The organism is Streptomyces sp. NPDC007157 (genome assembly GCF_040634235.1).
Classification (GTDB): domain Bacteria; phylum Actinomycetota; class Actinomycetes; order Streptomycetales; family Streptomycetaceae; genus Streptomyces.
In genome coordinates, this window is record NZ_JBEYFE010000007.1 from 234,138 (window position 1) to 254,832 (window position 20,695).

Annotated in this window: 20 protein-coding genes and 4 pseudogenes; 12 read left to right on the plus strand and 12 right to left on the minus strand. The window is 67.6% G+C overall.

Going from position 1 to position 20,695, the window contains the following annotated elements; genetic code table 11:
• Positions 1–6 precede the first annotated feature (6 nt).
• From ABZ642_RS15635 to ABZ642_RS15645, 3 genes and pseudogenes are all read left to right on the plus strand, one after another.
• A complete protein-coding gene (locus tag ABZ642_RS15635) occupies positions 7–759 on the plus strand; it encodes a Type 1 glutamine amidotransferase-like domain-containing protein (protein WP_360483070.1) in 753 nt (250 codons plus the stop codon).
• Between the two features lie 100 nt (positions 760–859).
• Positions 860–1,141, plus strand: a pseudogene (locus ABZ642_RS15640) (DUF5959 family protein); the annotation flags it as partial.
• Between the two features lie 72 nt (positions 1,142–1,213).
• Positions 1,214–1,564, plus strand: a pseudogene (locus ABZ642_RS15645) (IS701 family transposase); the annotation flags it as partial.
• A gap of 126 nt (positions 1,565–1,690) precedes the next feature.
• Here ABZ642_RS15645 and ABZ642_RS15650 read toward each other — a convergent pair.
• Complete coding sequence (locus tag ABZ642_RS15650) at positions 1,691–2,059, minus strand: VOC family protein (RefSeq protein WP_360483073.1); 369 nt, start codon at positions 2,057–2,059, stop codon at positions 1,691–1,693.
• 63 nt (positions 2,060–2,122) lie between these two features.
• On the opposite strand from ABZ642_RS15650, the gene ABZ642_RS15655 reads away from it, so the two are divergent.
• The 3 genes from ABZ642_RS15655 (at position 2,123) to ABZ642_RS15665 (ending at position 7,011) form a co-directional block, all read left to right on the plus strand.
• Positions 2,123–2,581 (plus strand): MarR family transcriptional regulator, encoded by a 459-nt coding sequence (locus ABZ642_RS15655; RefSeq protein ID WP_360483076.1) that lies wholly within the window; start codon positions 2,123–2,125, stop codon positions 2,579–2,581.
• Positions 2,582–3,277: 696 nt separating this feature from the next.
• Positions 3,278–5,680, plus strand: coding sequence for a hypothetical protein (locus ABZ642_RS15660; protein WP_360483079.1), 2,403 nt, complete (start codon positions 3,278–3,280; stop codon positions 5,678–5,680).
• 62 nt (positions 5,681–5,742) lie between these two features.
• Positions 5,743–7,011: an SGNH/GDSL hydrolase family protein gene (locus ABZ642_RS15665; RefSeq protein WP_360483082.1), complete on the plus strand. Its 1,269-nt coding sequence runs from the start codon at positions 5,743–5,745 to the stop codon at positions 7,009–7,011.
• Positions 7,012–7,359: 348 nt separating this feature from the next.
• On the opposite strand, the gene ABZ642_RS15670 is transcribed toward ABZ642_RS15665, so the two are convergent.
• From ABZ642_RS15670 to ABZ642_RS15695, 6 genes and pseudogenes are all read right to left on the minus strand, one after another.
• Positions 7,360–8,289: an ADP-ribosylglycohydrolase family protein gene (locus tag ABZ642_RS15670; protein ID WP_360483085.1), complete on the minus strand. Its 930-nt coding sequence runs from the start codon at positions 8,287–8,289 to the stop codon at positions 7,360–7,362.
• Positions 8,290–8,298: 9 nt separating this feature from the next.
• Positions 8,299–8,595, minus strand: a pseudogene (locus ABZ642_RS15675) (IS5/IS1182 family transposase); the annotation flags it as partial.
• 32 nt (positions 8,596–8,627) lie between these two features.
• Positions 8,628–9,233: a TetR/AcrR family transcriptional regulator gene (locus tag ABZ642_RS15680; protein ID WP_360483088.1), complete on the minus strand. Its 606-nt coding sequence runs from the start codon at positions 9,231–9,233 to the stop codon at positions 8,628–8,630.
• Positions 9,234–9,423: 190 nt separating this feature from the next.
• Positions 9,424–10,278 (minus strand): alpha/beta hydrolase, encoded by an 855-nt coding sequence (locus tag ABZ642_RS15685; protein ID WP_360483091.1) that lies wholly within the window; start codon positions 10,276–10,278, stop codon positions 9,424–9,426.
• A 95-nt stretch (positions 10,279–10,373) separates the two neighbouring features.
• Positions 10,374–11,120 (minus strand): glucose 1-dehydrogenase, encoded by a 747-nt coding sequence (locus ABZ642_RS15690; RefSeq protein WP_360483093.1) that lies wholly within the window; start codon positions 11,118–11,120, stop codon positions 10,374–10,376.
• Positions 11,121–11,153: 33 nt separating this feature from the next.
• Positions 11,154–11,873, minus strand: a complete 720-nt coding sequence (locus tag ABZ642_RS15695) for an SDR family oxidoreductase (protein ID WP_360483096.1) — start codon at positions 11,871–11,873, stop codon at positions 11,154–11,156.
• A 197-nt stretch (positions 11,874–12,070) separates the two neighbouring features.
• On the opposite strand from ABZ642_RS15695, the gene ABZ642_RS15700 reads away from it, so the two are divergent.
• From ABZ642_RS15700 to ABZ642_RS15720, 5 genes and pseudogenes are all read left to right on the plus strand, one after another.
• Positions 12,071–12,424 carry a VOC family protein gene (locus ABZ642_RS15700; RefSeq protein ID WP_360483098.1) on the plus strand — a complete coding sequence of 118 codons (354 nt, stop codon included), beginning with the start codon at positions 12,071–12,073 and terminating at the stop codon, positions 12,422–12,424.
• A gap of 32 nt (positions 12,425–12,456) precedes the next feature.
• On the plus strand, positions 12,457–12,834 hold the full coding sequence (locus ABZ642_RS15705) for a DUF427 domain-containing protein (RefSeq protein WP_360483100.1): 378 nt from the start codon (positions 12,457–12,459) through the stop codon (positions 12,832–12,834).
• A 177-nt stretch (positions 12,835–13,011) separates the two neighbouring features.
• Positions 13,012–13,334 (plus strand): annotated as a pseudogene (locus ABZ642_RS15710) (transposase).
• Between the two features lie 129 nt (positions 13,335–13,463).
• Positions 13,464–13,910, plus strand: coding sequence for a shikimate kinase (locus tag ABZ642_RS15715; RefSeq protein WP_360483103.1), 447 nt, complete (start codon positions 13,464–13,466; stop codon positions 13,908–13,910).
• A 4-nt stretch (positions 13,911–13,914) separates the two neighbouring features.
• Positions 13,915–14,421: a hypothetical protein gene (locus ABZ642_RS15720; RefSeq protein ID WP_360483106.1), complete on the plus strand. Its 507-nt coding sequence runs from the start codon at positions 13,915–13,917 to the stop codon at positions 14,419–14,421.
• Positions 14,422–14,433: 12 nt separating this feature from the next.
• On the opposite strand, the gene ABZ642_RS15725 is transcribed toward ABZ642_RS15720, so the two are convergent.
• Positions 14,434–15,273, minus strand: a complete 840-nt coding sequence (locus tag ABZ642_RS15725) for an IS5 family transposase (protein WP_360483109.1) — start codon at positions 15,271–15,273, stop codon at positions 14,434–14,436.
• A 258-nt stretch (positions 15,274–15,531) separates the two neighbouring features.
• On the opposite strand from ABZ642_RS15725, the gene ABZ642_RS15730 reads away from it, so the two are divergent.
• A complete protein-coding gene (locus ABZ642_RS15730) occupies positions 15,532–16,395 on the plus strand; it encodes an IS5 family transposase (protein ID WP_360483472.1) in 864 nt (287 codons plus the stop codon).
• Between the two features lie 22 nt (positions 16,396–16,417).
• Here the strand turns inward: ABZ642_RS15730 and ABZ642_RS15735 are convergent, their stop codons facing one another.
• The 4 genes from ABZ642_RS15735 to ABZ642_RS15750 form a co-directional block, all read right to left on the minus strand.
• Positions 16,418–16,822, minus strand: a complete 405-nt coding sequence (locus ABZ642_RS15735; RefSeq protein WP_360483112.1) for a hypothetical protein — start codon at positions 16,820–16,822, stop codon at positions 16,418–16,420.
• 802 nt (positions 16,823–17,624) lie between these two features.
• Positions 17,625–18,206 carry a hypothetical protein gene (locus ABZ642_RS15740; protein ID WP_360483115.1) on the minus strand — a complete coding sequence of 194 codons (582 nt, stop codon included), beginning with the start codon at positions 18,204–18,206 and terminating at the stop codon, positions 17,625–17,627.
• A 452-nt stretch (positions 18,207–18,658) separates the two neighbouring features.
• Positions 18,659–19,954 carry an MFS transporter gene (locus ABZ642_RS15745; RefSeq protein WP_360483118.1) on the minus strand — a complete coding sequence of 432 codons (1,296 nt, stop codon included), beginning with the start codon at positions 19,952–19,954 and terminating at the stop codon, positions 18,659–18,661.
• Entirely contained in the window at positions 19,951–20,490 is a 540-nt protein-coding gene (locus ABZ642_RS15750; RefSeq protein ID WP_360483121.1) for a helix-turn-helix domain-containing protein, read from the minus strand. The genes ABZ642_RS15745 and ABZ642_RS15750 overlap by 4 nt, the downstream gene beginning before the upstream one ends.
• Positions 20,491–20,695: the final 205 nt, after the last annotated feature.

Sequence of the window (20,695 nt, forward strand, 5' to 3'; positions counted from 1 at the left end):
GCCTTCGTGGAAGGTGGCCCCAACGACGATGAGTTCGAGCGCTGTCCCGGGTCTTCAGCACCACATGCAACTCCCGCTCGCGAATCTGGAGGCATTTTGAAGCTCTTGCTCACGTCAGGTGGCGTCACGAACCCAAGCATCCACTCGGCGCTCGTGCAGCTTCTCGGCAAACCGGTCTCCGAGTGCCACGCTCTCTGCATCCCGACAGCACAGTGGGGGCACCCGATGTGCGGTCCGGCATCGGTGCGGGGCTTCGTAGCCGCAGAGCCCGGGTGGCAGCACATGTCCGGCCTGGGCTGGGCATCGCTCGGTGTCATCGAGCTCACCGCCCTGCCCACCATCGGAGCGGAGCGATGGATCCCCTGGATCCGGGCGGCCGACGTGCTCCTGGTCGATGGCGGCGACGCCACCTACCTGTGCCATTGGATGCGGGAGTCCGGGCTGGCCGATCTCCTGCCTTCGCTGTCCGACATGGTCTGGGTGGGGGTGAGTGCCGGAAGCATGGTGATGACGCCGAGGATCGGAGGGTACTTCGCCGAGTGGCCGCTGGCGCCGGACGACCGCACCCTGGGAGTCGTCGACTTCTCGATCTTCCCGCACTTGGACGCGTGGCCGAACAACATGCTGGCTGATGCGCAGCGGTGGGCAGCTGACATTGGCGTCCCGGCCTACGCCATCGACGAACAGACGGCCATCAAGGTCGTCGACGGCGCTGTCGAGGTGATCTCCGAAGGGCAATGGACAAAGTTCGGGACATAGCCGCCCGGAATCGTTCGCGACGCAGCGTTGTGAACGTGGACCGATCGGCTCAGAACTCCTAACGGAACACCGACCGGGGCCAGTTCGCGGCTCGTGCATGATGAACGGGAGCGTTGTGGGCATCGGGAGGGCGCGTGGATGGGGCGACGGGGTGGACCTGATCCGCTTGCTCGACCCGGACAGCAGCGTTCGGGTACGCGTGCTGGGGCGGAAGAGGCCCGGGGACACGCCGTACAACGACTACCTTGATGCCAAGATCGTCATCACGAGCGCCTTCGCCAGCGGGCGCCTTGGTCTGTGCTTGTCACCCGAAGCCTTGGACGACTGGTCATCGGCCCTGGCTGAGCTCTCCGACAGGCAGGGCATCCGCTGGACGGCCACGGCGAGATCGAGATCCGGATTGAGGTCGACGGGCAATTCTCGGTGCTCCGTCCCATCATCACGGTCGACGACAGAGGAAGCCTTCCAGGCCGCGATGAACGAGTGCGGCCTCGACCAATATGAGTTCCGCCGGTATCCAGGCTGGTACCGGCACATCACCCTGGCCATGCTCGCTCACGCCTTCCTCGCTGCCATGGCATCAGCGGCAGCCGAAAAGGGGGCGGGAGAAGCGGTTCCGACGCGCTCGCACCACTCACCGGGGCAGAAACCGCCGGCACCTGGCAGTTGGCCGCCCCGCGCCGATACACCGTTGGCGCATCGGCCACGCGATGAGCTGGTCCCGCTGGTGCAAACGTCACCAGGCCATGGCCAGACGCTGCCACTACCGTCGCCGCATCCGAGGTCACGAATTCCCGCAACCTGACGGCACATCAGCCAAGTCCACTCAGAAACCTGGTTCTGACCAGCGACGACAGCGATCTGCGACTGGAGTACGAGGGTGCAACCCGCGGTCTTCGGGGATCGGTGATCGCGGGTGGTGTTTGGTCGGTCAGGTGCGGTCGTGGAGCGTGACCTGGTAGCCGTCGGGGTCGGCGAAGGTGAATGTCCGGCCGAAGGGGCCGTCGATCGGTGCGGAGACGATGGTGTGGCCGTCAGCGGCGAGAGCGTCGTGGATGGCCTGGACGTCTGTGGCGTGGAGCCAGATCGCGGCACCGATGCCGGGCTGAGCAACGGATGCGAGATCGGTGCCGGGAACGACGTCGCGGAGGGCGAACGCGATGGGCTTCGTCTCGAAGACGACGGCGTGCGGAGGCCCGGCCTGCGAGCGGACGAGGCCGAGGTACTGCTCGTAGAACGCCTGCGAAGCGTCGAGGTCGCGCGTTTGGAGTGAGATGAAGTCGGGGCCGGTCGCGGGCATGATGATGCTCCTTCTCTCCGTGTCAGATTCCTGACACAGGTCAAGGTATGTCAGACTTCTGACATGAGTCAAAAGGGTGTCGGCGTCGACCTGGACAAATCACTGGGCTACCTGCTGAAAGAGGCTTCGAGCGCCCTGCGTGCAGCCATGGAGGAGGTGCTGAGGCCGCTCGGGATGAGCGTGACGCACTACTCCTGCCTCGAACTGCTGGCTCAACGGCCGGGCTTGTCGAACTCCGAGCTCGCGCGTGGCGCGTTCGTGACACGGCAATCGATGAACGTGCTGCTCCAGGCCCTGGAGCGAGATGGCTACGTGACCAGGCCTGCGGAGGCGCCCGTCGGGAAGGTTCTTCCCGCGCGGCTCACGCCTCGCGGCCGACGGAGTCTGGAGAAAGCGACCGTAGCGGTCCGGTCCGTCGAGGTCAGAATGCTGGCCGGCATGACCGAGACCGAGCAGTCAGGCGCGTTCCGGATCCTGCAGAGCATGGTTCACTCCCTGCGCGACGGCAACGACGGTGCGTAGCTCGTTCCCCGGCGCACGTCTCGTCGCGCCCGGACGGGAGCGGAGCCGAGCGTGAAGATCCGTGCCGACCATGTCGAAAACCAACAGACCCCGACTGCGCCCTCTTCTGCGATGAGCCACGAAAGTCGAGGAAGCGCAGACGCTTCGTCCTAGACGCGGCCGCGGTGCTACAGAGCGGCCGCCGCGCGTCGTCGTCGTTCGACGCCGTGCCGACCAGGACTCCCGCCGCCTCGCCCTGCGCCGAGCGTTCACGCAGAGCCCGCTCCAACGCCTCGACCACCACGCTGTGAGGCGGCGCGGGAGGGTTCTCGACGCTCACATGAGAGTGCACCCCGCGAGACTACGCGGACGGCATCCAAAGACAGGTCGGATGTCACCACGCAAATTCCGTCCGGGGTCTAGGACTTGGAGGAATGGTTCCGTACATTCATCGGATGTCTGGGCCTTCGCTCGTCCTGTGGGAGATCGACCATGCGCACCATTGTCGCCGCGTGCCTTGCTACCGCCGTGGCTTGTCTGGGTTTCACCGGCGGCCCACCCGAAGCCGTCACCGCCGACGCGTCCGCCCACGCGGCGGACACTTTGCATGTCGCGCCCGACGGGCGCGGTTCGGCCTGCAGTAGCCGGAATCCGTGCGGTCTCGAGACCGCACGCGACCGTGCGAGATCTCTTGTCCCGCACGCCTCGGGCGACGTCGTGGTCGAACTGGAGGGCGGGACCTACCGGCTCACCGCTCCCTTCCGGCTGGGCGTCCAGGACTCCGGCCGACGCGGCCACCCGGTGGTGTACCGGGCGGCCCCGGGGCAGACGCCGGTGCTCAGCGGCGCGACCCGGATCACCGGCTTCTCGCGCGTCGACGCCGCGAAGAACATCTACCGGGCCAAGGTTCCAGCGGGCACCGCCGGCCGGGAGCTGTTCGTCAACGGGACACGCGCCGACCGCGCCCGCGGGCCGCGCAACCCGGCGGGGTTCTCGGTGACGGCCACGGGCTTCACCACCGCCGACGCCTCGTACACCGCGTGGACGAACCCCGCACAGGTCGAGGTCGTCTACAACAGCGGCTGGAAGCAGATGCGCTGCCCGCTGGCGTCCATCACCCGTTCCACGTCGGGCGGCTCGGACCTCACCGTCGATCCCGGCTGCTGGAACAACAACCACAACGCGGTGCCCAACCCGAGCTTCCCCTTCAACGGCGCCGGACTGCCGACGATGGACGGCATCAGCTGGCTGGAGAACTCCTACCAACTCCTCGGCACACCCGGTCAGTTCTATCTCGATGGGGACGCCGGTTACCTCTACTACGTGCCGCGCGCCGGCGAGAACCTGGCGACAGCGGACGTCGAACTGCCGGTGGCGCCCGAACTCGTCGACGCCTCGGGTACCCCGGGACACCTGGCCCCGCTCAACGACACCGACTGGCGGGCGGACTACACCGGCAACTGGGGCTACTCCGACGGCCGGCACCTCGGCGACCTGAACGCAGACGTCCACTACACCTCCAGCGACGGCGACGCGGTCTCCTACACCTTCACCGGCACCGGGATCCAGGTGCTGTCCGAGACCAACTCCGACGAGGGCACCGCGGACGTCTACATCGACGGCACAAAGGTCTCGACGGTCTCCGGCCACGGCCAGGAGCGCCTGGCCCAGCAGGCCATGGTCTCCGTCACCGGACTGCCGAAGGGCAAGCACACCGTGCGTCTGGTCAAGACCGGCGGCACCTATCTGCTGGTCGACGGATTCACCGTGATCCCCGACGTCGTGGCACCCGTGCACGACCTCGTCTTCTCCGGACTGACGTTCGCCTACACCACATGGAACGCCCCGTCCGCCGAGGGCTATGTGGACAACCAGGCCGGGGTGCTCTGGGACCCGGCGACACGCACACCGATCCGCATCCCCGCAGCGGTCCAGGTACACCGGGGCACGCGGATCTCCTTCTCCGGCGACGTGGTCCGGCACACCGGCACCAGCGGCATCGACCTGGCCGACCAGACACAGAACTCCACGATCGCGGACAGCTCCGTCACCGACACCTCCGGCAGCGGCATCTCGGTCGGCGAGGTGGACGACTACTACCAGACCGACCCCGCCCTGATGACGAGCGGCAACACCGTCTCGGGCAACACCGTGCAGTTCCCCGGCCAGGAGTATCAGGACGCGGTCGGCGTGTGGGTCGGCCACAGCAGGGCGACGACCGTCTCCCACAACGACATCGGTTACACCCCGTACTCCGGCATGTCCATCGGCTGGGGCTGGGGCTGGGCGTCGAACTGCACACTGCAAGCCGCGCAAGGTCTGCCCAACCCCTGCCTGCACGGAACCACGTACGCCGGCGGCAACAAGATCCTCGGCAACCACGTGCACAGCGTGATGGGTGCGCTCTTCGACGGCGGTCCGATCTACACCCTCGGCGGCCAGTCCACACCTTCGGAACTCGCCGGGAACGTGCTGTCGGAGTGCATCGACGGCTGCAACATGATCTACCACGACGAGGGCAGCTCGCTGTGGAACACCCACGACAACGTCGTGCGCTTCGCCAACGGGTCGCTCTGGACGAACCTGTGGACGCCGAGCATCCACGACGACACGATCCACGACAACTACAGCGACACCGCCTCCTACAACAACAGCGGCACCGACATCACGTTCCAGCAGGCCACCGTGGTGACCGACGGGAACTGGCCGCCGACAGCAAAGGCCATCATCAACGCCGCGGGCCCCGGCACCCTCCCCGGCAGCACCGTCGACGACGACGACCTGCGGATCTCGTACACCGGCAGCTGGTCCTCCAGCGGGTCCCGCGGCTACGGCGACCTCGACAACGGCGTGCACTACGCACAGCACAACGGCGCCGCCGCGACGATCACCTTCACGGGCACAGGGATCACCTTCCTCACCGAAACGAACTCCGACGAAGGCGACATCGCCGTCACGCTGGACGGCCACGCCAAGGAGACCGTCAGCGCGAACACCCCGCAACGGCACGCCCAGCAGAGCGTGTACACGGTCTCGAATCTGCCCGCCGGCACGCACACCCTGACCCTCACCAAGGCCGGCGGCGACTACCTCCTGGTGGACGGCTTCACCCTGAACTGACCGCGGTCACAGGCAACTCATCGCCACCGGGCCGGCCATGTGCCGGGAGAGAGGAAACACCCATGCTCGCCGCCCCCAGACGTAAGCTGTTCACCGTGCTGACGGCACCCGCCGCGGTCGTCGCACTGCTCGCCGGCACACACCTCGTCGCAGGCCGAACGGCCGGCTTCCCGGCAGCCGACTTCACCGCGTCGCACACCCAGGTGCCGCAGCGCGAGCGAGTCGCGGCCTGGTCGCCGAGCATGACGGCCGGCGGACCGAACTTCAACGACCAGACCATTCGGATGGTCGCGCACTCCACCGTCGACGGCAGCGCACTGCGCATCCACCTGTCCAATCTGCGCGGCACGATCCCGCTGTCGGTGGCGCATGTCACCATCGGCGCGCAGGCGGGGCGGGCAACGGCGGTCGCCCGGTCACTGCTCCCGGTCACCTTCGCCCACCGGCGGTCCGTGACCGTCCCCACCGGCGGGGAAGTGGTCAGCGACCCGGTGGCGATGCACGTCAAGGCCGACCAGAGCGTCCTGATCAGCATCTACCTGCCACATGCGACCAGTTCCGCCACGTGGCACTCCGACGCCTTCGACACCAGCTACCTGTCGGGCCCGGGCGACCACACTGCCGAGGCGTCGGACGAGTCCTACGTCGCGGCGAGAACCTCCTGGTACTACCTGTCCGGGATCGACGTCGTCCCGACGCACGCCCGTGGCACCGTGGTGGCCTTCGGCGACTCGATCACCGACGGTTACAACACCCCGCCGGGGGCGTACCACCGCTGGCCGGACGACCTGGCCCGACGGTTGGCCGGAAGCCGCCCCATGGCCGTTGTGGACGCCGGCATCGGCGGCAACCGCGTGCTGACGGACGTCCCCAACATCTGGCAGGGCGTCAGCGCCACCAAGCGTTTCGCCCATGACGCGCTCGGCCAGGCAGGAGTACGGGACGTGATCGTCATGGAGGGCATCAACGACATAGGGAACAACCGCGGTCCCGGCGGCGCACCACTGACCGTGCAGGACCTGATCGACGGCTACCGCAACCTGATCCGGCAGGCGCACGCCGCGGGAGTCCGGATCATCGGCGGCACCATGCTGCCCGACAAGGGCAACGGCTACTACAGCGACTCCGCGGAGGCGATCCGCCAGGCGGCCAACCAGTGGATCCGGACCAGCGGCGCCTTCGACGGCGTGGTCGACTTCGACAAGGCCGTCGCCGACCCGGCCGACCCCGCCACGCTCAACCCGGCCTACGACTCCGGCGACCACATCCACCCCAACGAGGCCGGCATGCAGGCGCTGGCGAACGCGGTCGACCTCTCCCTACTGACGTGATTGCTGCCTCCTGGCGGTGATCCTTTCCAGATTCCGTCGAGGGCGGGGGAGAGGTGGGCCATGGTGCAGACAGCCGACGGCATCTTCGACCAGCTCACTCGGCACTCGGTCACAGGGCCCGTCCGCACACCGCGGACGGGCCCGCGCGTTCGTCGGACGCATTCTCTGTCGCGCCGCCGCCTCACCGACGTGCTGCTCACCGCCGTTCCCGGACGAGCAGGCCTCCGTGCGACTTGGCGAGCGGTCTGCTTCCCTCGTGGTGTTGTGCTGCCTGCCGTAAGCACTGGTCAGGTGACTGCGGCTGAGGGCTGGAGTTCGTGGAGAGTGCTATCGCGAGCAGCACCCGTTTCAGCCTCCGAGGCGGTGTGCAAGGTGGAGGAGATCTGCTAGGTGCAGCACCCGTCCGTCGAATCCTGGGAGGGGGACATGGAGCGGCTGGGTCCAGCGGGCAGGGATTGCATCCAGCCCGTAGTACGCCCCTGCGAGACCGCCGGTCACCGCGGCGACGGTGTCCGTGTCACCGCCGAGGTCGATCGCCGCGCGTATCGCTTCTTCGAAGCTGGCGGTGGTGCGTAGGGCCCAGACAGCGGAGCCCAGGCAGGGCCAGACGGCACCGTTGAACTCGGTCGCCTGATCGGGGTGCCAGTCAGGCGCGAGGACGGTGGCGTAACGGCCGCGGTGGTCGGGGTGGACAAGAGCCAGGATGTCCGTGAGCGCGGGGAGGGGGTCGGTGTCCTCGAACGTGACGCGGATGAGTTCGTGGAAAATCGCGGTGCCTTCCCAAGCAGCGCGGTCACCGTGGGTCAGGGCAGCGATCCGGCGGGCCGCGTCCATGGTGGCCTCTTGGCCGGCGGCAGCGAAGTGGACCGCGGAGGTCGACGCCCGCATCAAGGAGCCGTTTCCCGCTGCTCGCTGGTTGACCTGGAAGTGGATCGCGGCGGCGAGGTCCCAGGGCATGCCGTTGGTCAGGACGTCTTCGGTCTGCAAGCCGATGTCCTTCGGTTCTGAGGCTGCCCACCGCTGAAAGCGGGCGAAGACGTCCGGCAAGTCCAGCCCGCCCTGCTCCAGCAGTGACTCCGCGACCAAGACGGCCATCTGCGTGTCGTCGGTCGCCTCGCCGGGGTCCCAGCCACCGCCTCCGCACATCTCGCCACCGGCACCAGGCGCAGGAAACCGGGCGGAGAACGCTCCCTGGGGACCGAACTCGAAGGGGCCACCCAGCGCGTCACCCACCGCTGAGCCGACGATCACGCCGGCGGCCCGCTGAGTCCACTTCATTCGCGCAGGTTATCTGTGCCGCGCAGACGCCCGCGGCGATATTCGATGGGTGATCAGGCAGACGGCGAGTCCGAGGAACGCTTCGTGGATGCCGTCGCGTCGTTCCCAGCGGATGCGCAAGCGGCGGAAGCCGTGAAGCCAGGTGATCGTGCGGTCGACGACGTAGTGGAAGATGCCCGGACCGGTGCCGTGAGTCTCGCCGCGTTTCTCGATCACCGGTCGGATTCCGTGGGCCCAGAGCAGGCGCCGGTACTTGTCGTGGTCGTAGCCGCGGTCGGTCGGCAGTGCATCGGGGCGCCGACGCGGCCCGCGACGGGCGCTGCGGGATGCCCGTCCGGTTACTGTGCGGGATTGGCCGCGGTTCCGTTTTTGGGTGCCGCATCAAACAGTGCTGCGGCTGCTGTACGTGCGGTGGTCGCTGCTGAGGGGTCCCGGTCCATGCGGGCCGATACTCCGGCGCCGTCGTACAGGAGGTGCAGTTGGCGTGCCAGCTCTTCGGGGTCGGTGGCGCCGGCCTGCTGGGCCAGGTCTGTGAAGAGCGCCCTTACCCAGAGCCGGTACCGGTCTGTGGCGTCTTCGACGGGGCTGCCGGGTAGTGCTTCTGCGCTGGCCGTCATGTGCGCGCAGCCGTTGAAGTCGGGTTCGGTGAACAACTGGCCCTGTGCGTCGAAGACGCCCAGCAGTCGCTCGCGGGGTGTGCGGAACCGGGTCAGGGCGCGTTCGACTTGCTCGCGGGTGTCGGCGTGGCGGGCGTCGAGATATGCCTCGACCAGTTGTTCTTTGCTGCCGAAGAGGTTGTAGAGCGATGCCTTGGCAACGCCTGCCCTTTGCACGATGCGCTCGATGCCGACGCTCTGTACGCCTTCCTGGTAGAACAGCTCGTCGGCGGCTGCCAGGAGACGCTCACGTACGGTCGGTTTCGAGGCGTTGACCTTGCTGGGCATGACGCATTCCTTCTTTCAGACTATTGGTTCAGTTTACAGCTCCGCTCGGGGCTTCTTCGGCTGCTGTCCACGGATAACAAGGCTAGACCGACCTGTCTTCCCGAGCAGCGAACGGAGGTGGGCACCGCGATGCGATGACCACCTCCGTTCGCTGCGCGTCCGCTGCCGGGCTGGGGCGGCCGCGTGTGGTTCAGCGGTCGAGGAAGAACGTGGTGTGGGTGACGAACCGCTCGGGGTACTGGAAGTGGGCGCCGTGGTTGGCGTCCGGGTAGAGGATCAGCTCGGCGTTGGGGAGGAACTGCTGCAGGATGTAGGAGTTGATCGTGGGGATGATGATGTCGTCGGTGCCGTTGACGACCAGGACCGGGATCGTGATGTTCTTCAGGGCCGGGTAGGCGGGGTCCTTGGTGGCACCGTAGGTGTGGATGGCGGTGCCCTGGCCGGCGTAGACCTGCTCGCCGAACGCGGAGTCGTCGCGGTCCTTGCGGGCGACGATCCGTTCGACGTATGCGCGGCCTGCCCGCTGGCTGGTCTCGGTGGGGGCGAACAGGACCGGCAGCCACATGTCTTCCTGCCGGGGCAGCTTGACGGTGAACAGTGCTGCGGTCTGCGGCGGCGTCTCGCCGATGCCCACGCCGCCGCGCGGGCCGGTGCCCACCAGGACCAGTTTGCGGGCCAGGTCGGGGCGCTGGATGGCGACCTGCTGTGCGACGAGGCCGCCCATGGAGTGGCCGATCAGGTCCACGCTCGCAAGTCCGAGGGCGTCGATGAAGCTGCCCGCGTCGGTGGCCATCCGCTCGATGGTGTCCGGGACGACGCCGCTGGTGGAGGCGACCCCGGTGTTGTTGAACAGGATGACTTCGCGGTCGGCGGCGAGCCCGTCGCTGATCGCCGGGTCGTGGTCGTCGAGGTTGCCGATGAAGTGCTGGAAGAACACGACCGGCGTCCGGCCGGCGGCCGCGTTGCCGAAGCGGCGGTAGGCGAAGCGGATGCCGTCGGCCTCGATGAACCGGGTCGGGGCGGTGTCGTGGGTGTGGTCGGTCACGGTGGCGCTTCTCCTTGAATCAGCGTCTTGAGATAGGTGTGGCAGCCGCACGATGGCTGTCCGGGCGCGCGGGCGAGCTGCGTGCCCGGTGCAGGTCAGTTGGCGCTGTGGCCGCCGTCGGCGTTGAGGATGTGGCCGGTGATGAACGACGCCTGGTCCGATGCGATGAACACGATCGCGTTGGCGACTTCCTCAGAGAGGCCGAGGCGGGCCAGCGGGACCTCGCTCACCAGGGCCGCCTTGTTCTCCGGTGTGCCGGTGAAGCGGGTCAGCATGCCGGTGTCCGTGGGGCCGGGGGCCACGCCGTTCACGCGGATTCCCGAGGCGGCGACCTCCAGGGCCACCGACTTGGTGATGCCTTCGACGGCGTGCTTGCTGCCGACGTAGACGGAGGCTCCGGCGGCGCCCTCGTGGCCGTAGGTCGAGGAGATGTTGACGATGCTGCCGCTGCCCTGTTCCTGCATGACGCGGACCTGGTGCTTCATGCTCAGGAGCACACCGAGGACGTTCGTGTCGAAGGTCGCGTTGTAGGTCTGCGCACTCTGGTCGGTGATCGGGCTGGGACGGCCCTCGGTGCCGGCGTTGTTCACCGCGACATCGAGACGGCCGAAACGGGTGACTGTCTCGTCGACCATGGCACGCACCTCGTCCTCGTTACGGACGTCGGCGTTGATGAACTCGGCCCACGAGCCGAGTTCACGCAGTTCCTCGACCAGGGCCTTGCCGGCCTCGTCACGGCGTCCGGTGACGACCACGTTCGCGCCCTGCCTGGCGAAGGCGACGGCGGCGGCGCGGCCGATGCCGGTCAGCGCACCGGTGATCAGTACGACGGGGGTATCCATTGCTCTGCTCGGTTTCTGTAGGTGTGGTGGCGGTCAGACGGCGGTGCGTCCGCCGTCGGCGGGGATGACGGCGCCGGTGATGTACCGGGCGGCGCGTGAGGCGAGGAACGCGACGACGTCGGCGATCTCCTCGGCCTCCGCCGCGCGGGCCAGGAGCGTGGTCTTGCCCAGGGCCGTGAGGCGCTCCCGGGAGGAGCCGCCGGTGTAGACCGGTCCGGGGGCGATGGTGTTGACCCGCACGCCCCGTGGGCTGTACTCGGCGGCCCAGGACCGGGTCAGCGAGGTGAGCGCGGCCTTGGTGGCGCTGTAGGCGGCGCCGCCCGCAAGACCGATCTGCCCGGCCATGCTGCCCAGGTTGATGACGACGCCCTCGCCTCGCTCGGCCATCGCCGGCGCGATGACGGCCGTGAGGTAGTAGGCGCTGCGCACGTTGGCGTCGAACAGTGCGTCGTAGGTGTCGGGCTCCAGGTCGGCGGTGGGGCCGAACCAGGAGAACCCGGCGTTGTTGACGAGGACGTCGACGTTCTTGGCCGCCTCTGCCAACCGCTTGACGGAGGTGATGTCGGTGAGGTCGGCGGCGATGAACTCGGCCCGGCCGCCGAGGCCCTCGATCCCCTTGACCACTGCGGCTCCGCGGCCGGCGTCGCGTCCGTGCACCAGGACCTTGAACCCGTCCCGGGCGAGCTTCTCCGCAGTCGCCCGGCCGATGCCGGACGTCGCACCTGTCACCAGCGCTGTGTGCACCTCGGACATGGCACGCCTCCTTTCGATTGACCAGACTGGTCTGTCTGGTCTTGCAATCCAGCTAAACACTACGACCTGGTCTCGTCAAACGGTGGCCGACATCAGGCGCTCTACCTGTTGTTTGACAGCCCTGGGCATGGAATCTACGGTTGAAGGACCGATTAGACAGACTGGTCTGGCCAGTAGGTCACGACAGGAGACAACGCATGAGCACCACCTTCTTCGGCGCCTCGTTCGACGCCACCGACGCCGCACGTGCCGCGGCGTTCTGGGCCGCCGTCCTTGGCCGCCGGGTCGCCGACGGGGCCGACGAGCACGACGCCGTGGTGGAGGCCGGCGATCCCGGCAGCGGGCCCCGACTGGCCTTCCACCGGGTCCCCGAGGCCAAAACCGCCAAGAACCGCTTCCACCCGGACCTGATCACCAGCGACTACGAGGGCGAGAGAGGACGTCTGCTCGCGCTCGGGGCGACCAAGCTCCACGAAGTCGTGCGCGACGGCGCCCGGTGGACCACGTTCGCCGACGTCGAGGGCAACGAGTTCGACCTCATCGCCGGCTAGAGCACCCGCCACCAGGAATCGAGGAGAACACCATGACGACGACACGGCAGCCCAGGATCCCCGGCCCCGACCACCCGATCACCGTCGAGCCCACCGGCGCCCGCGTCGTGGCCCGTATCGGCGGACAGATCATCGCCGACACCACCCGGGCCCTGACCCTGCGCGAGGCCGGCTACCCGCCCGTCCAGTACATCCCGCTCGACAACGTCGACCAGTCGCTGCTCACCCCCAGCACCACCCAGACGTACTGCCCGTACAAGGGCGACGCGTCCTACTACGGCCTCGCCCTCGCCGACGGCGCGCGGACCGACGCCGTGTGGTTCTACCCCGCGCCGTACGACGCCGTCGCGGACATCGCCGGCCACGTCGCCTTCTACACCGACCAGGTCGACGTCGTCGTCGGGACCTGACCGCCTGGTAGCGCTTCGTTACGTCGGGTGACCTCGCCTGGTAGTGGGCATCGTCCTGGTATGAGGCTGGGGGAAGTGGAACGGCTCCGGGGTGAGTTATCGGGGTTCGTGGCCGATGTGTTCGGGTCGTTGCCGCGGCGGGATCAGCGGCGGTGGGGCGAGTGCTATCTGCGGGGCCTGATGCTGGACGGTCGGCGTAAGTCGATCCAGCCGATGGCCGAGCGGCTGCCGGACGGCAACTGCAGGCCCTGCAGCAGTTCGTGGACCAGTCACCGTGCGAGCTTTGGCCGGTACGGCGGAGAATCGCCCACCGGCTGTGCGAGGCGATCACGCCTGAGGTGTGGGTGATCGACGACGTGTCGTTCCCCAAGTGCGGCATGGCGTCGGTCGGGGTCGCCCGCCAGTACTGTGGAGCGATGGGGATACGGGCGAACTGCCGGGTCGCAGTCAGCGTCCATGCCGCGACCGACAAAGCGTCATGTCCGCTGGACTGGCAATAGTCTTCAAGCTGGTGGAGTCCGCCCAGCAGCGGTGGCCGCCGTGAACGCACCCCTCCCCGTCGCCCTCGTCCGCGCCGGAGCCTGCTTCGAACGCGGTCGCCTCGTCGAACGTGATGAGGTGACCGCCGCGTGAGCCGATCGACGCGCATTGAGGCACCCTGGATGGTTCTGGTCGGTCCGTCCGGCACTGGGAAAACCACGCTCGGCCGAGAGCTCGCAGCGAGGACGCGCAGACCGTTCGTCGATCTGGACGCCACCGCGGACGGGTACTGCGCGGAGGCGGGATGGATCATCGCCAGACTCCGCGAGCGCATCGCCGTGGTCGGACGCGTGGCGGCCGAAGCGGAATGGGAACCGGCCCGAGCACATGCCGTGGCCCGTGCTGTCGCCGGTCATCCCGACGCCGTCATTGCACTGGGCGCAGGCCACACCAGCTATACCGATCACCGGCACCTGGTCACGGTTCGCACCGCACTGAAAGGGCGTTTTGTCCCGGCAGGGGTGTTTGAGAAGTTGACGGGGTGGTCGCCGTTCGGGACTGCTCTAACCCGAGGAGGGGCACTTCTGACAGGATGACGTCATGTTCGATTTCGGCATCGCGGGCTACCGGCCAGCATGGTTGGACGGCCGTAGTGACGTCGTGCAGGAGCATGGAAATCGTCTGCGTGGTCTTGCTGGCCGGACGCTCACGAGAGTCTGGATGGTGTGGGACCTCAGGGATGACGAGTGGTTCTGCGACTGCCCGGTGCTGTTCGACTTCGATGGCGAGCAGGTCGAGATCAACCATCAAAAGCTCGGCGATCTCTCCCTCACGTGGAACATGATCGACCCCACCCGTCCAGTCCGGTGGCCTGGCTTCGACCTGCAGTGGCGCCCCGAACCTTTCCCCGGACTGCACGCTCTGCTGGGGCTGCCCCTCAAGGGGGCCGAACTGCTCGAATGGACAGGCAGGGATGTCGCTCAGGGAAACGTCGACATCAGCTTCGCCTTCGATTCGGGTCGCGTGACCGTCTTCAACGCACTCGACGAGAACGGGGTGAGCTTCGACCCTCCCGGTCCGAGCCAGCGGTCCCACCCGTTCCATTGACGCGGTCGGTGTTCAGGCATCACGCCAGTTCAGGGTGGATTCCCTCGTGAGGCGGCGGCTTATGAGGTCGACCATTGCCAGCTTGATCATCGCTTCGGACCGGTGTGGGTGGGTCTCGTAGTCGCGGGTGAGGCGTCGGTGGTGCATGAGCCAGCCGAAGGTCCGCTCGACGACCCAGCGCCGTGGGATCACCTTGAAGCCCTTCGCGGCCGGGTCGCGATGGACGACTTCGACGTCGATGCCCAGGCGGGCTCCGTGCTCGATGGCTTTGATTCGGTAGCCGCTGTCGGCCCAGGCCTTGGCCACGCGCGGGTGGGCCTTCGAGATCTGTGAGAGCACCTGGATGCCGCCGGCGTTGTCGGAGACACTCGTGGCGGTGACCAGCACGGCCAGGAGAAGACCGAGGGTGTCGACGCCGATATGGCGCTTGCCGCCCGCGATCTTCTTGCCTGCGTCGATGCCCTGGCCGGCCGCGGGGACGTTCGCGGAAGTCTTGATGCTCTGCGCGTCCAGCACGCACGCACTCGGCTCGCCGTCGCGACCCTCCGCCGCCCTGACCAGACGGCGGAGGAGCCCGTTGAGCTGGTCGAAGACTCCGTCCTTCTGCCAGGCGGCGAAGTAGCCGTACACCGTTTCCCATGGCGGGAAGTCGTGCGGCAGGTATCGCCAGGGGATGCCGGTGCGGTCGACGTAGATGACCGCTTCCATGATCCGCCGCAGGTCGTGCTCGGGCGGTCGGCCTATGCCCAGGCCCTTCCTCCTCCGCTCGGCCCGCCAGGCCGACAGAATGGGCTCCATCAACTCCCACCGGGCATCGGACAGGTCACTCGGATACGGCCGCTGTCGAGGCATGTTTCGGTAGTACCGCCGACGGCCCTTCGCCTACAGGGCGCAAACGGGGGTGAGCGGGAGCGCCTTGGGATCAGACAGGAGTGAAGGAGCCCAAACGGACCCCCAACCGTTGTCGCCAGCCACAGACATCACGGCAGTCGACAGAAGCCCCAATCGCCCCAGCATGCCGACTACCCAGGTCGCCATCAAACGTATCTGTCAGGACAAAACACTCTTTGAGAGGGCGTTTGAGATCTTCCGTGCCGTGGGGTCTGGGCGATCGTTGGGCCTGGCGTGACTGGTGGGGGCTATCCGTCGGATCTGTCGGATGAACAGTGGGCGTTGGTTGAGCCGTTGCTGCCACCCGCTCGGGTGGGATCGAAGGGTGGGCGGCGGGAGAAGCATCCACGGAGGCGGATCGTGGACGCGATCTTCTACGTGGTTCGTACCTGGTGCGCCTGGCGGCAGTTGCCCAGAGACTTCGCCCCTTGGCAGACCGTGTACTGGTACTTCACCTGGTGGCGCGACGACGGCACGGTCGGGCGAATCCACGATGCCCTGCGGAGCCAAGTCCGTGAGGCCGATGGCCGCGATGCCGAGCCGAGTGCCGGATTGATCGACTCGCAGTCGGTCCGCACTGCCGACACCGTCCCGGTCGCCACCAGGGGCTTCGACGCGGGCAAGAAGGTCAAGGGCCGCAAGAGGTTCATCGTCACAGACACCCTCGGCCTGGTACTTGCCGTCCATGTCGTGGCAGCAAGTGTTCAGGACCGCGATGGAGCCCGACACCCGCTGCTGTGGACTCGCCTCGACCACTCAGGCGTCCAGAAGGTTTGGGCCGACCAGGGCTTCGCCGGCCGCCTGGTCGACTGGACGACCCAGACTCTTGGCCGCGATCTGGAGATCGTCCGCAAGGATCCCGACCAGCGTGGCTTCCAAGTCCAGTCGAAGCGGTGGGCGGTGGAACGCACCTTCTCGTGGCTGACCGCCCACCGACGCCTGGCCAGGGACTACGAAGCCAGTCCGGCCCGGTCGGAGACGATGATTCGCTGGGCGAAGATCGGCATCATGGTCCGCCGCCTGGCCCAGGCGAGGCCTTCTTGTCGGCCAGGTCCACGCCCGGTGACCCGAACTTCGTCCTGATAGCGACGCACGGGCAGCAATTTCATTCCGGTTCGTCTTCGTCTCCGATGAGCAGCGCCACCATCGCTTCGAGGTGTTCGTCGCTAACCTCCGGAACGGTCCAGCCGTTGCAGCGCGCGTGCTCGACGAACGCGGGGTCCAGCTGTACGTGGTAACGCCCCACGTAGTGAGCCAAGTCGGAGTACCACAGCCAGTGTCCATCGGTGAGCAGGTGCAGCCCTCCGATGAACGAGCCAGTCTCGCTCAGCACGTCGGGCACAGCCGAAGGCGTGGCGACCAAAACCGTGCCAGCACGCAGGTACCTGACCAGGTGGCCTTCGTGCTCTGACGCGGTCGCCCGCACGGCAGCCCGGATCGATAGCCCGTCTCGCCTGCCGTACTCCAGCTCCTTGAAGTCGCCAACGAACGGGAACTTGTCGAAGATCACCTGGCCGAGCCTAGAGCACCCTCCCAGAGCTGCTGGCGCAGATCTCAAACGCGGTCCCAGGCGCATTTGCGCTGTTTCTCCGGCCAGTTGGCCAAGCGCGTACGCCAGATGGATTTGTTCCACAACGCGCTCGACTTCGTTGAAGCGACGCGTTGCCTCGGCACTCCCCGTCACGGCACCTCGCGCACCGGGCCGAGCGAGATCCATGGGATTGAGTCGCAGATTCGTGTACGGCCGCGCCTGCTGCACCTTCCGAGACCGCGATTTCCCCGTCAGTCACCGCTGCTCTGCGTGCGCCTCGACAGGCGAGTCCGAATAGAGCGCAACTCGTTACTCCCGTGCCAAAGTGCATGCTCCTGGCGCAGGGCGTACCGGAACGCTTGCCAGGGCACGACGACGGCGACAGCGCCAGCGACAACTGCGGATGCGAGGGCGACGATCGAGGAAACGTCCATGAGCTGATGCTAGAGAGATGGTGCGACAAGTCAGGACGTCGACCATGCGGAGTCTGGCTGGAGCCTGTCCGATGGGTCGACAGAGGTCCCCTTGCCTGCCTTGCGTTCCGGACGAGCACAGACCAGTGGCTGGCTCGCGACCCGTCTGCGGAACATCGGCCTCCCGTCCGGAGCCGGATGATGCGCTGCCCTGCTCGACCTCTACACACAGATGCCACCGGCCGTGCTGCAACGGGCGCTCGGTAGCAGCCCTATGGCGGCCGAACGATGGTCTGCCGGTGCGGTCAGAATGGCCTACGCAGCCGAGGTGGCCCGTCGATCATGAGGCTGCACGCCCTCGGCTGCTATCAGGCTTCGATACGAAGCCACGTGTCGCCAGCGCGAAGCCACAGAAGACCGTCACGACCCTGACCACAATGCATGACCACCCGTCCGGGCACTCGAATCTTGCACCGCTCGGTCACACTCCAGGCATCACCATCCAACTCAGCTCGCACCACTTCGGTTGACCGCTGGTTGTGAACGCGCTTGGTCAGGACTGCTCGACGGTCGCGCACAGCGAACCCGTCCGGGTCACGTACGGGGCTGCGCCAACTGGTCACCTCACCGGTCGACGGGGTGATCCGCGTCAAGAACGTGCCTCCCCGCCCACTGCCGGAATACCAGATCAGCCAGACCTGGTCCCCCTCGGTGGCAGCGGTGCATCCCTCCAAAGGCACGTCAGGAAGGCGACCTCCCGGGGCCCAGAATGGCTGGCCTTCGGCACTCCAGCCGGCCAGACCGGCTGCAGACTGCGGATGCCCTCCGTAGATGCCTTCGTCTCCGTAAGCCGTCCAGATCGATCCCCCGCGATCGGTCACCAGCGCAGGGATGTCGTCGCCGATGCAGAAGGTGGCCTCTTGGTCACCACTTTCCAGAGTGAACACCACGGCGTTCGGGCTCCACGCTCCCGATTCCTCCTTGCCCGCTCGACCGCTTGCTATGAGGAGTCGGGACTTCGGGAGAAGAGCGATGTGACTCGGCCTGACCGGGATGTCCTTGATCGATCGACGTCGAAGCGACCCGTCAGCCTGGCGAATCACGAGTACCGCATCGAATGGGACCTGCGGGCCCCAGCCCACCCAGCCCTTTACGGAGCGGCTTCGGCGTAGGCACTGCCGATGGACGAGCAGAACAGCCAGTTCCCCCGTCGGGCCGACGGTCCACCACAAAGGGCGTCGTCCCGCCCAGAGTTCCGAAACAGACGGTTTCCAGACCCTCTGCACGTCGACCGTCGACACCACATCCCCCTGCTCTCGGCCCAGCACTCGAACGTAAGCGCTGATGAGAGGAGTCTATTGATGCCTGGCACCGGACTTGTGTGACCCTTTCGCGGCAGGCGTCACAACAAGTCAGGTGCACTCTCCTGGGCGGGACCCTGGGATGCCGGGTGATCCGGTCCGCCGGCCGGGGCGGCGGCACGCAGCGCCGCTTCGACCCGGCGGTTGGTGGTCATGGATGCCGTGACGGCCGTCATCGCCAGGAGGAGGCCGGCGGCGGCGTAGAGCGGGGTGCAGATGTCGTACGTGGTGGCCAGCCAGCCGCCGAGGAAGGCGCCGATGGGGGCGGCGCACATGGCGAGCATGCGGGAGGTGGAGGCGACCCGGCCCATCAGGTGGGCGGGGACGATCGCCTGCCGGAGGGAGGGGCCGAGCACCATCGTGGCGCCCATGCCGGCCCCGCAGACGGCGAGTGCCAGCCCGGCGGCGTACGGGTTCGGGGCAGCGGCCAGGCCCAGGATGGCAAGCCCTTCGACGGTGGCTGTGCAGGTCAGTGCGGTGCCGGTGCCGAGTTGTCGGCCAAGGTAGGAGGCGATGCCTGCGCCTAGCAGGCCGCCGGTGGCCTCCGCTGTGAGGAGCAGGCCGAAGCCGTAGGTGTCGATGCCGAGGCGGTCGTGCGCGAAGAGGGCGAGGACGGTCTCCACAGCGAGGAAGGCGACGTTCCCGACCGCCGGGCGGAGCGCGAGGCCGAGCAGCACCCGGTCCCGGAAGACGTACGAGGCCCCGGCCCGTGCCTGCCGAAGCAGCGACTCGCGGACCTCCGGCACGGGCCGGGGCATGGCGGGCAGCGTACGGACGAGCAGCGCGGAGAGCAGGAACGACACCGCGTCGGCGAGCAGCGGGACCGCCCGCCCGAGCGCGAGCAGGGCACTGCCCGCAGGCGGCCCCGCGAAGCCGGAAGCGGCGGTCTGGGCGCCGCGCAGGCGGGAGTTGGCGCGCTCCAGGAGCGCGGGGTCGCGGCGGAGCAGATCCGGCAGGTAGGCCGTGGCGGCCGTGTCGAAGAAGAGTCCGCCGAGGCCGAGCAGGAAGGCGACGGCCGCGAGCAGCGGAATGCTCAGCACATCGAGCGCGGCCGCCGCCGCGGGTATCGCGAGCAGCACCGCACGTGCCGTGTCCGTGACCCACATCGTGCGCCGGCGGTCCCAGCGATCCACCAGCGCTCCGCCGAGCACCCCGAAGAGCAGCCATGGCAGCGTCCCTGCGGCCGTGACGACGGCGAGCGCCATCGGATCCCGCGTCAACGTCAACGCGAGCAGCGGCAGTGCGGCATGCGTCACCCCGTCACCGAGCGAGGACACCGTCTGCGCCGTCCACAGCCGTCCGAATCCGGCCGGCAGCTTCCCGACATCCGAGGTCACTGGGCGTCCCCTTCGGTCTGCCGGCGCGGTGCCGGGTGGAACAGTGCGAAGACGAGTGACGCGTCCGGCAGCGACGGATCGGACAGCTCCCGGTACTCGTCCGCCAGCGCCTGCAGCCGCGCCCCCAGTTCCGCGAACTGCTCCTCGGTGAGCCGCAGATGCGCCATTCGCACATGCCGCTCGCCGTCCGCCGGCGACGCCTCCAGGTCCGCCACCGCATGCCGCATCAGCACATCCGGCCCTCCCTCGCCCGGGTCCGGCAGCTCGATCGACCGTGCGGCCATCGCGTAGTACCGCTCGGTGACCCCCCGTACCTTCCGTGTCCGCACCACCTTCACCAGGCCGGCCCGCTCCAGCAGCCGCACGTGATAGCTGGAACTCCCCTTCGCAAGGCCCACTCGCTCGGCGATCTGCGTAATCGTCGCCGGCTCGAAGCGGAGCACGGCCATGATCCGGTGGCGCGTGAGATTGGAGACGGCGCGCAGTTGCTCGTCCGTGGTGACGTGAAACGTCTCGGGAAGATCATCGGTTGGCATAAGAGCAATGGTCAATGATTCTTGACCATTGCGCAAGGGGGTTCCAGACCTGACCGTCAGGTCACAACTGCCTCTACACCTCGCGGAAGTTGACCCGGTCAGGAAGCTCCCGAGGGCTGTCAGAGTCAGCCGTCCGCAGCCGCCACAGCCCTGGTGGGCATGCCCCAGGACGGACGAACAGTTGTGGGCCACGCCGAAGTTCGTT

Coding starts and splice junctions, on each gene's coding strand:
- ABZ642_RS15650 (WP_360483073.1), bottom strand. CDS start 2,059: ATGCCCGCGACCGGCCCCGACTTCATCTCACTCCAAACGCGCGACCTC.
- ABZ642_RS15655 (WP_360483076.1), top strand. CDS start 2,123: ATGAGTCAAAAGGGTGTCGGCGTCGACCTGGACAAATCACTGGGCTAC.
- ABZ642_RS15665 (WP_360483082.1), top strand. CDS start 5,743: ATGCTCGCCGCCCCCAGACGTAAGCTGTTCACCGTGCTGACGGCACCC.
- ABZ642_RS15670 (WP_360483085.1), bottom strand. CDS start 8,289: ATGAAGTGGACTCAGCGGGCCGCCGGCGTGATCGTCGGCTCAGCGGTG.
- ABZ642_RS15680 (WP_360483088.1), bottom strand. CDS start 9,233: ATGCCCAGCAAGGTCAACGCCTCGAAACCGACCGTACGTGAGCGTCTC.
- ABZ642_RS15690 (WP_360483093.1), bottom strand. CDS start 11,120: ATGGATACCCCCGTCGTACTGATCACCGGTGCGCTGACCGGCATCGGC.
- ABZ642_RS15695 (WP_360483096.1), bottom strand. CDS start 11,873: ATGTCCGAGGTGCACACAGCGCTGGTGACAGGTGCGACGTCCGGCATC.
- ABZ642_RS15700 (WP_360483098.1), top strand. CDS start 12,071: ATGAGCACCACCTTCTTCGGCGCCTCGTTCGACGCCACCGACGCCGCA.
- ABZ642_RS15705 (WP_360483100.1), top strand. CDS start 12,457: ATGACGACGACACGGCAGCCCAGGATCCCCGGCCCCGACCACCCGATC.
- ABZ642_RS15720 (WP_360483106.1), top strand. CDS start 13,915: ATGTTCGATTTCGGCATCGCGGGCTACCGGCCAGCATGGTTGGACGGC.
- ABZ642_RS15725 (WP_360483109.1), bottom strand. CDS start 15,273: ATGCCTCGACAGCGGCCGTATCCGAGTGACCTGTCCGATGCCCGGTGG.
- ABZ642_RS15750 (WP_360483121.1), bottom strand. CDS start 20,490: ATGCCAACCGATGATCTTCCCGAGACGTTTCACGTCACCACGGACGAG.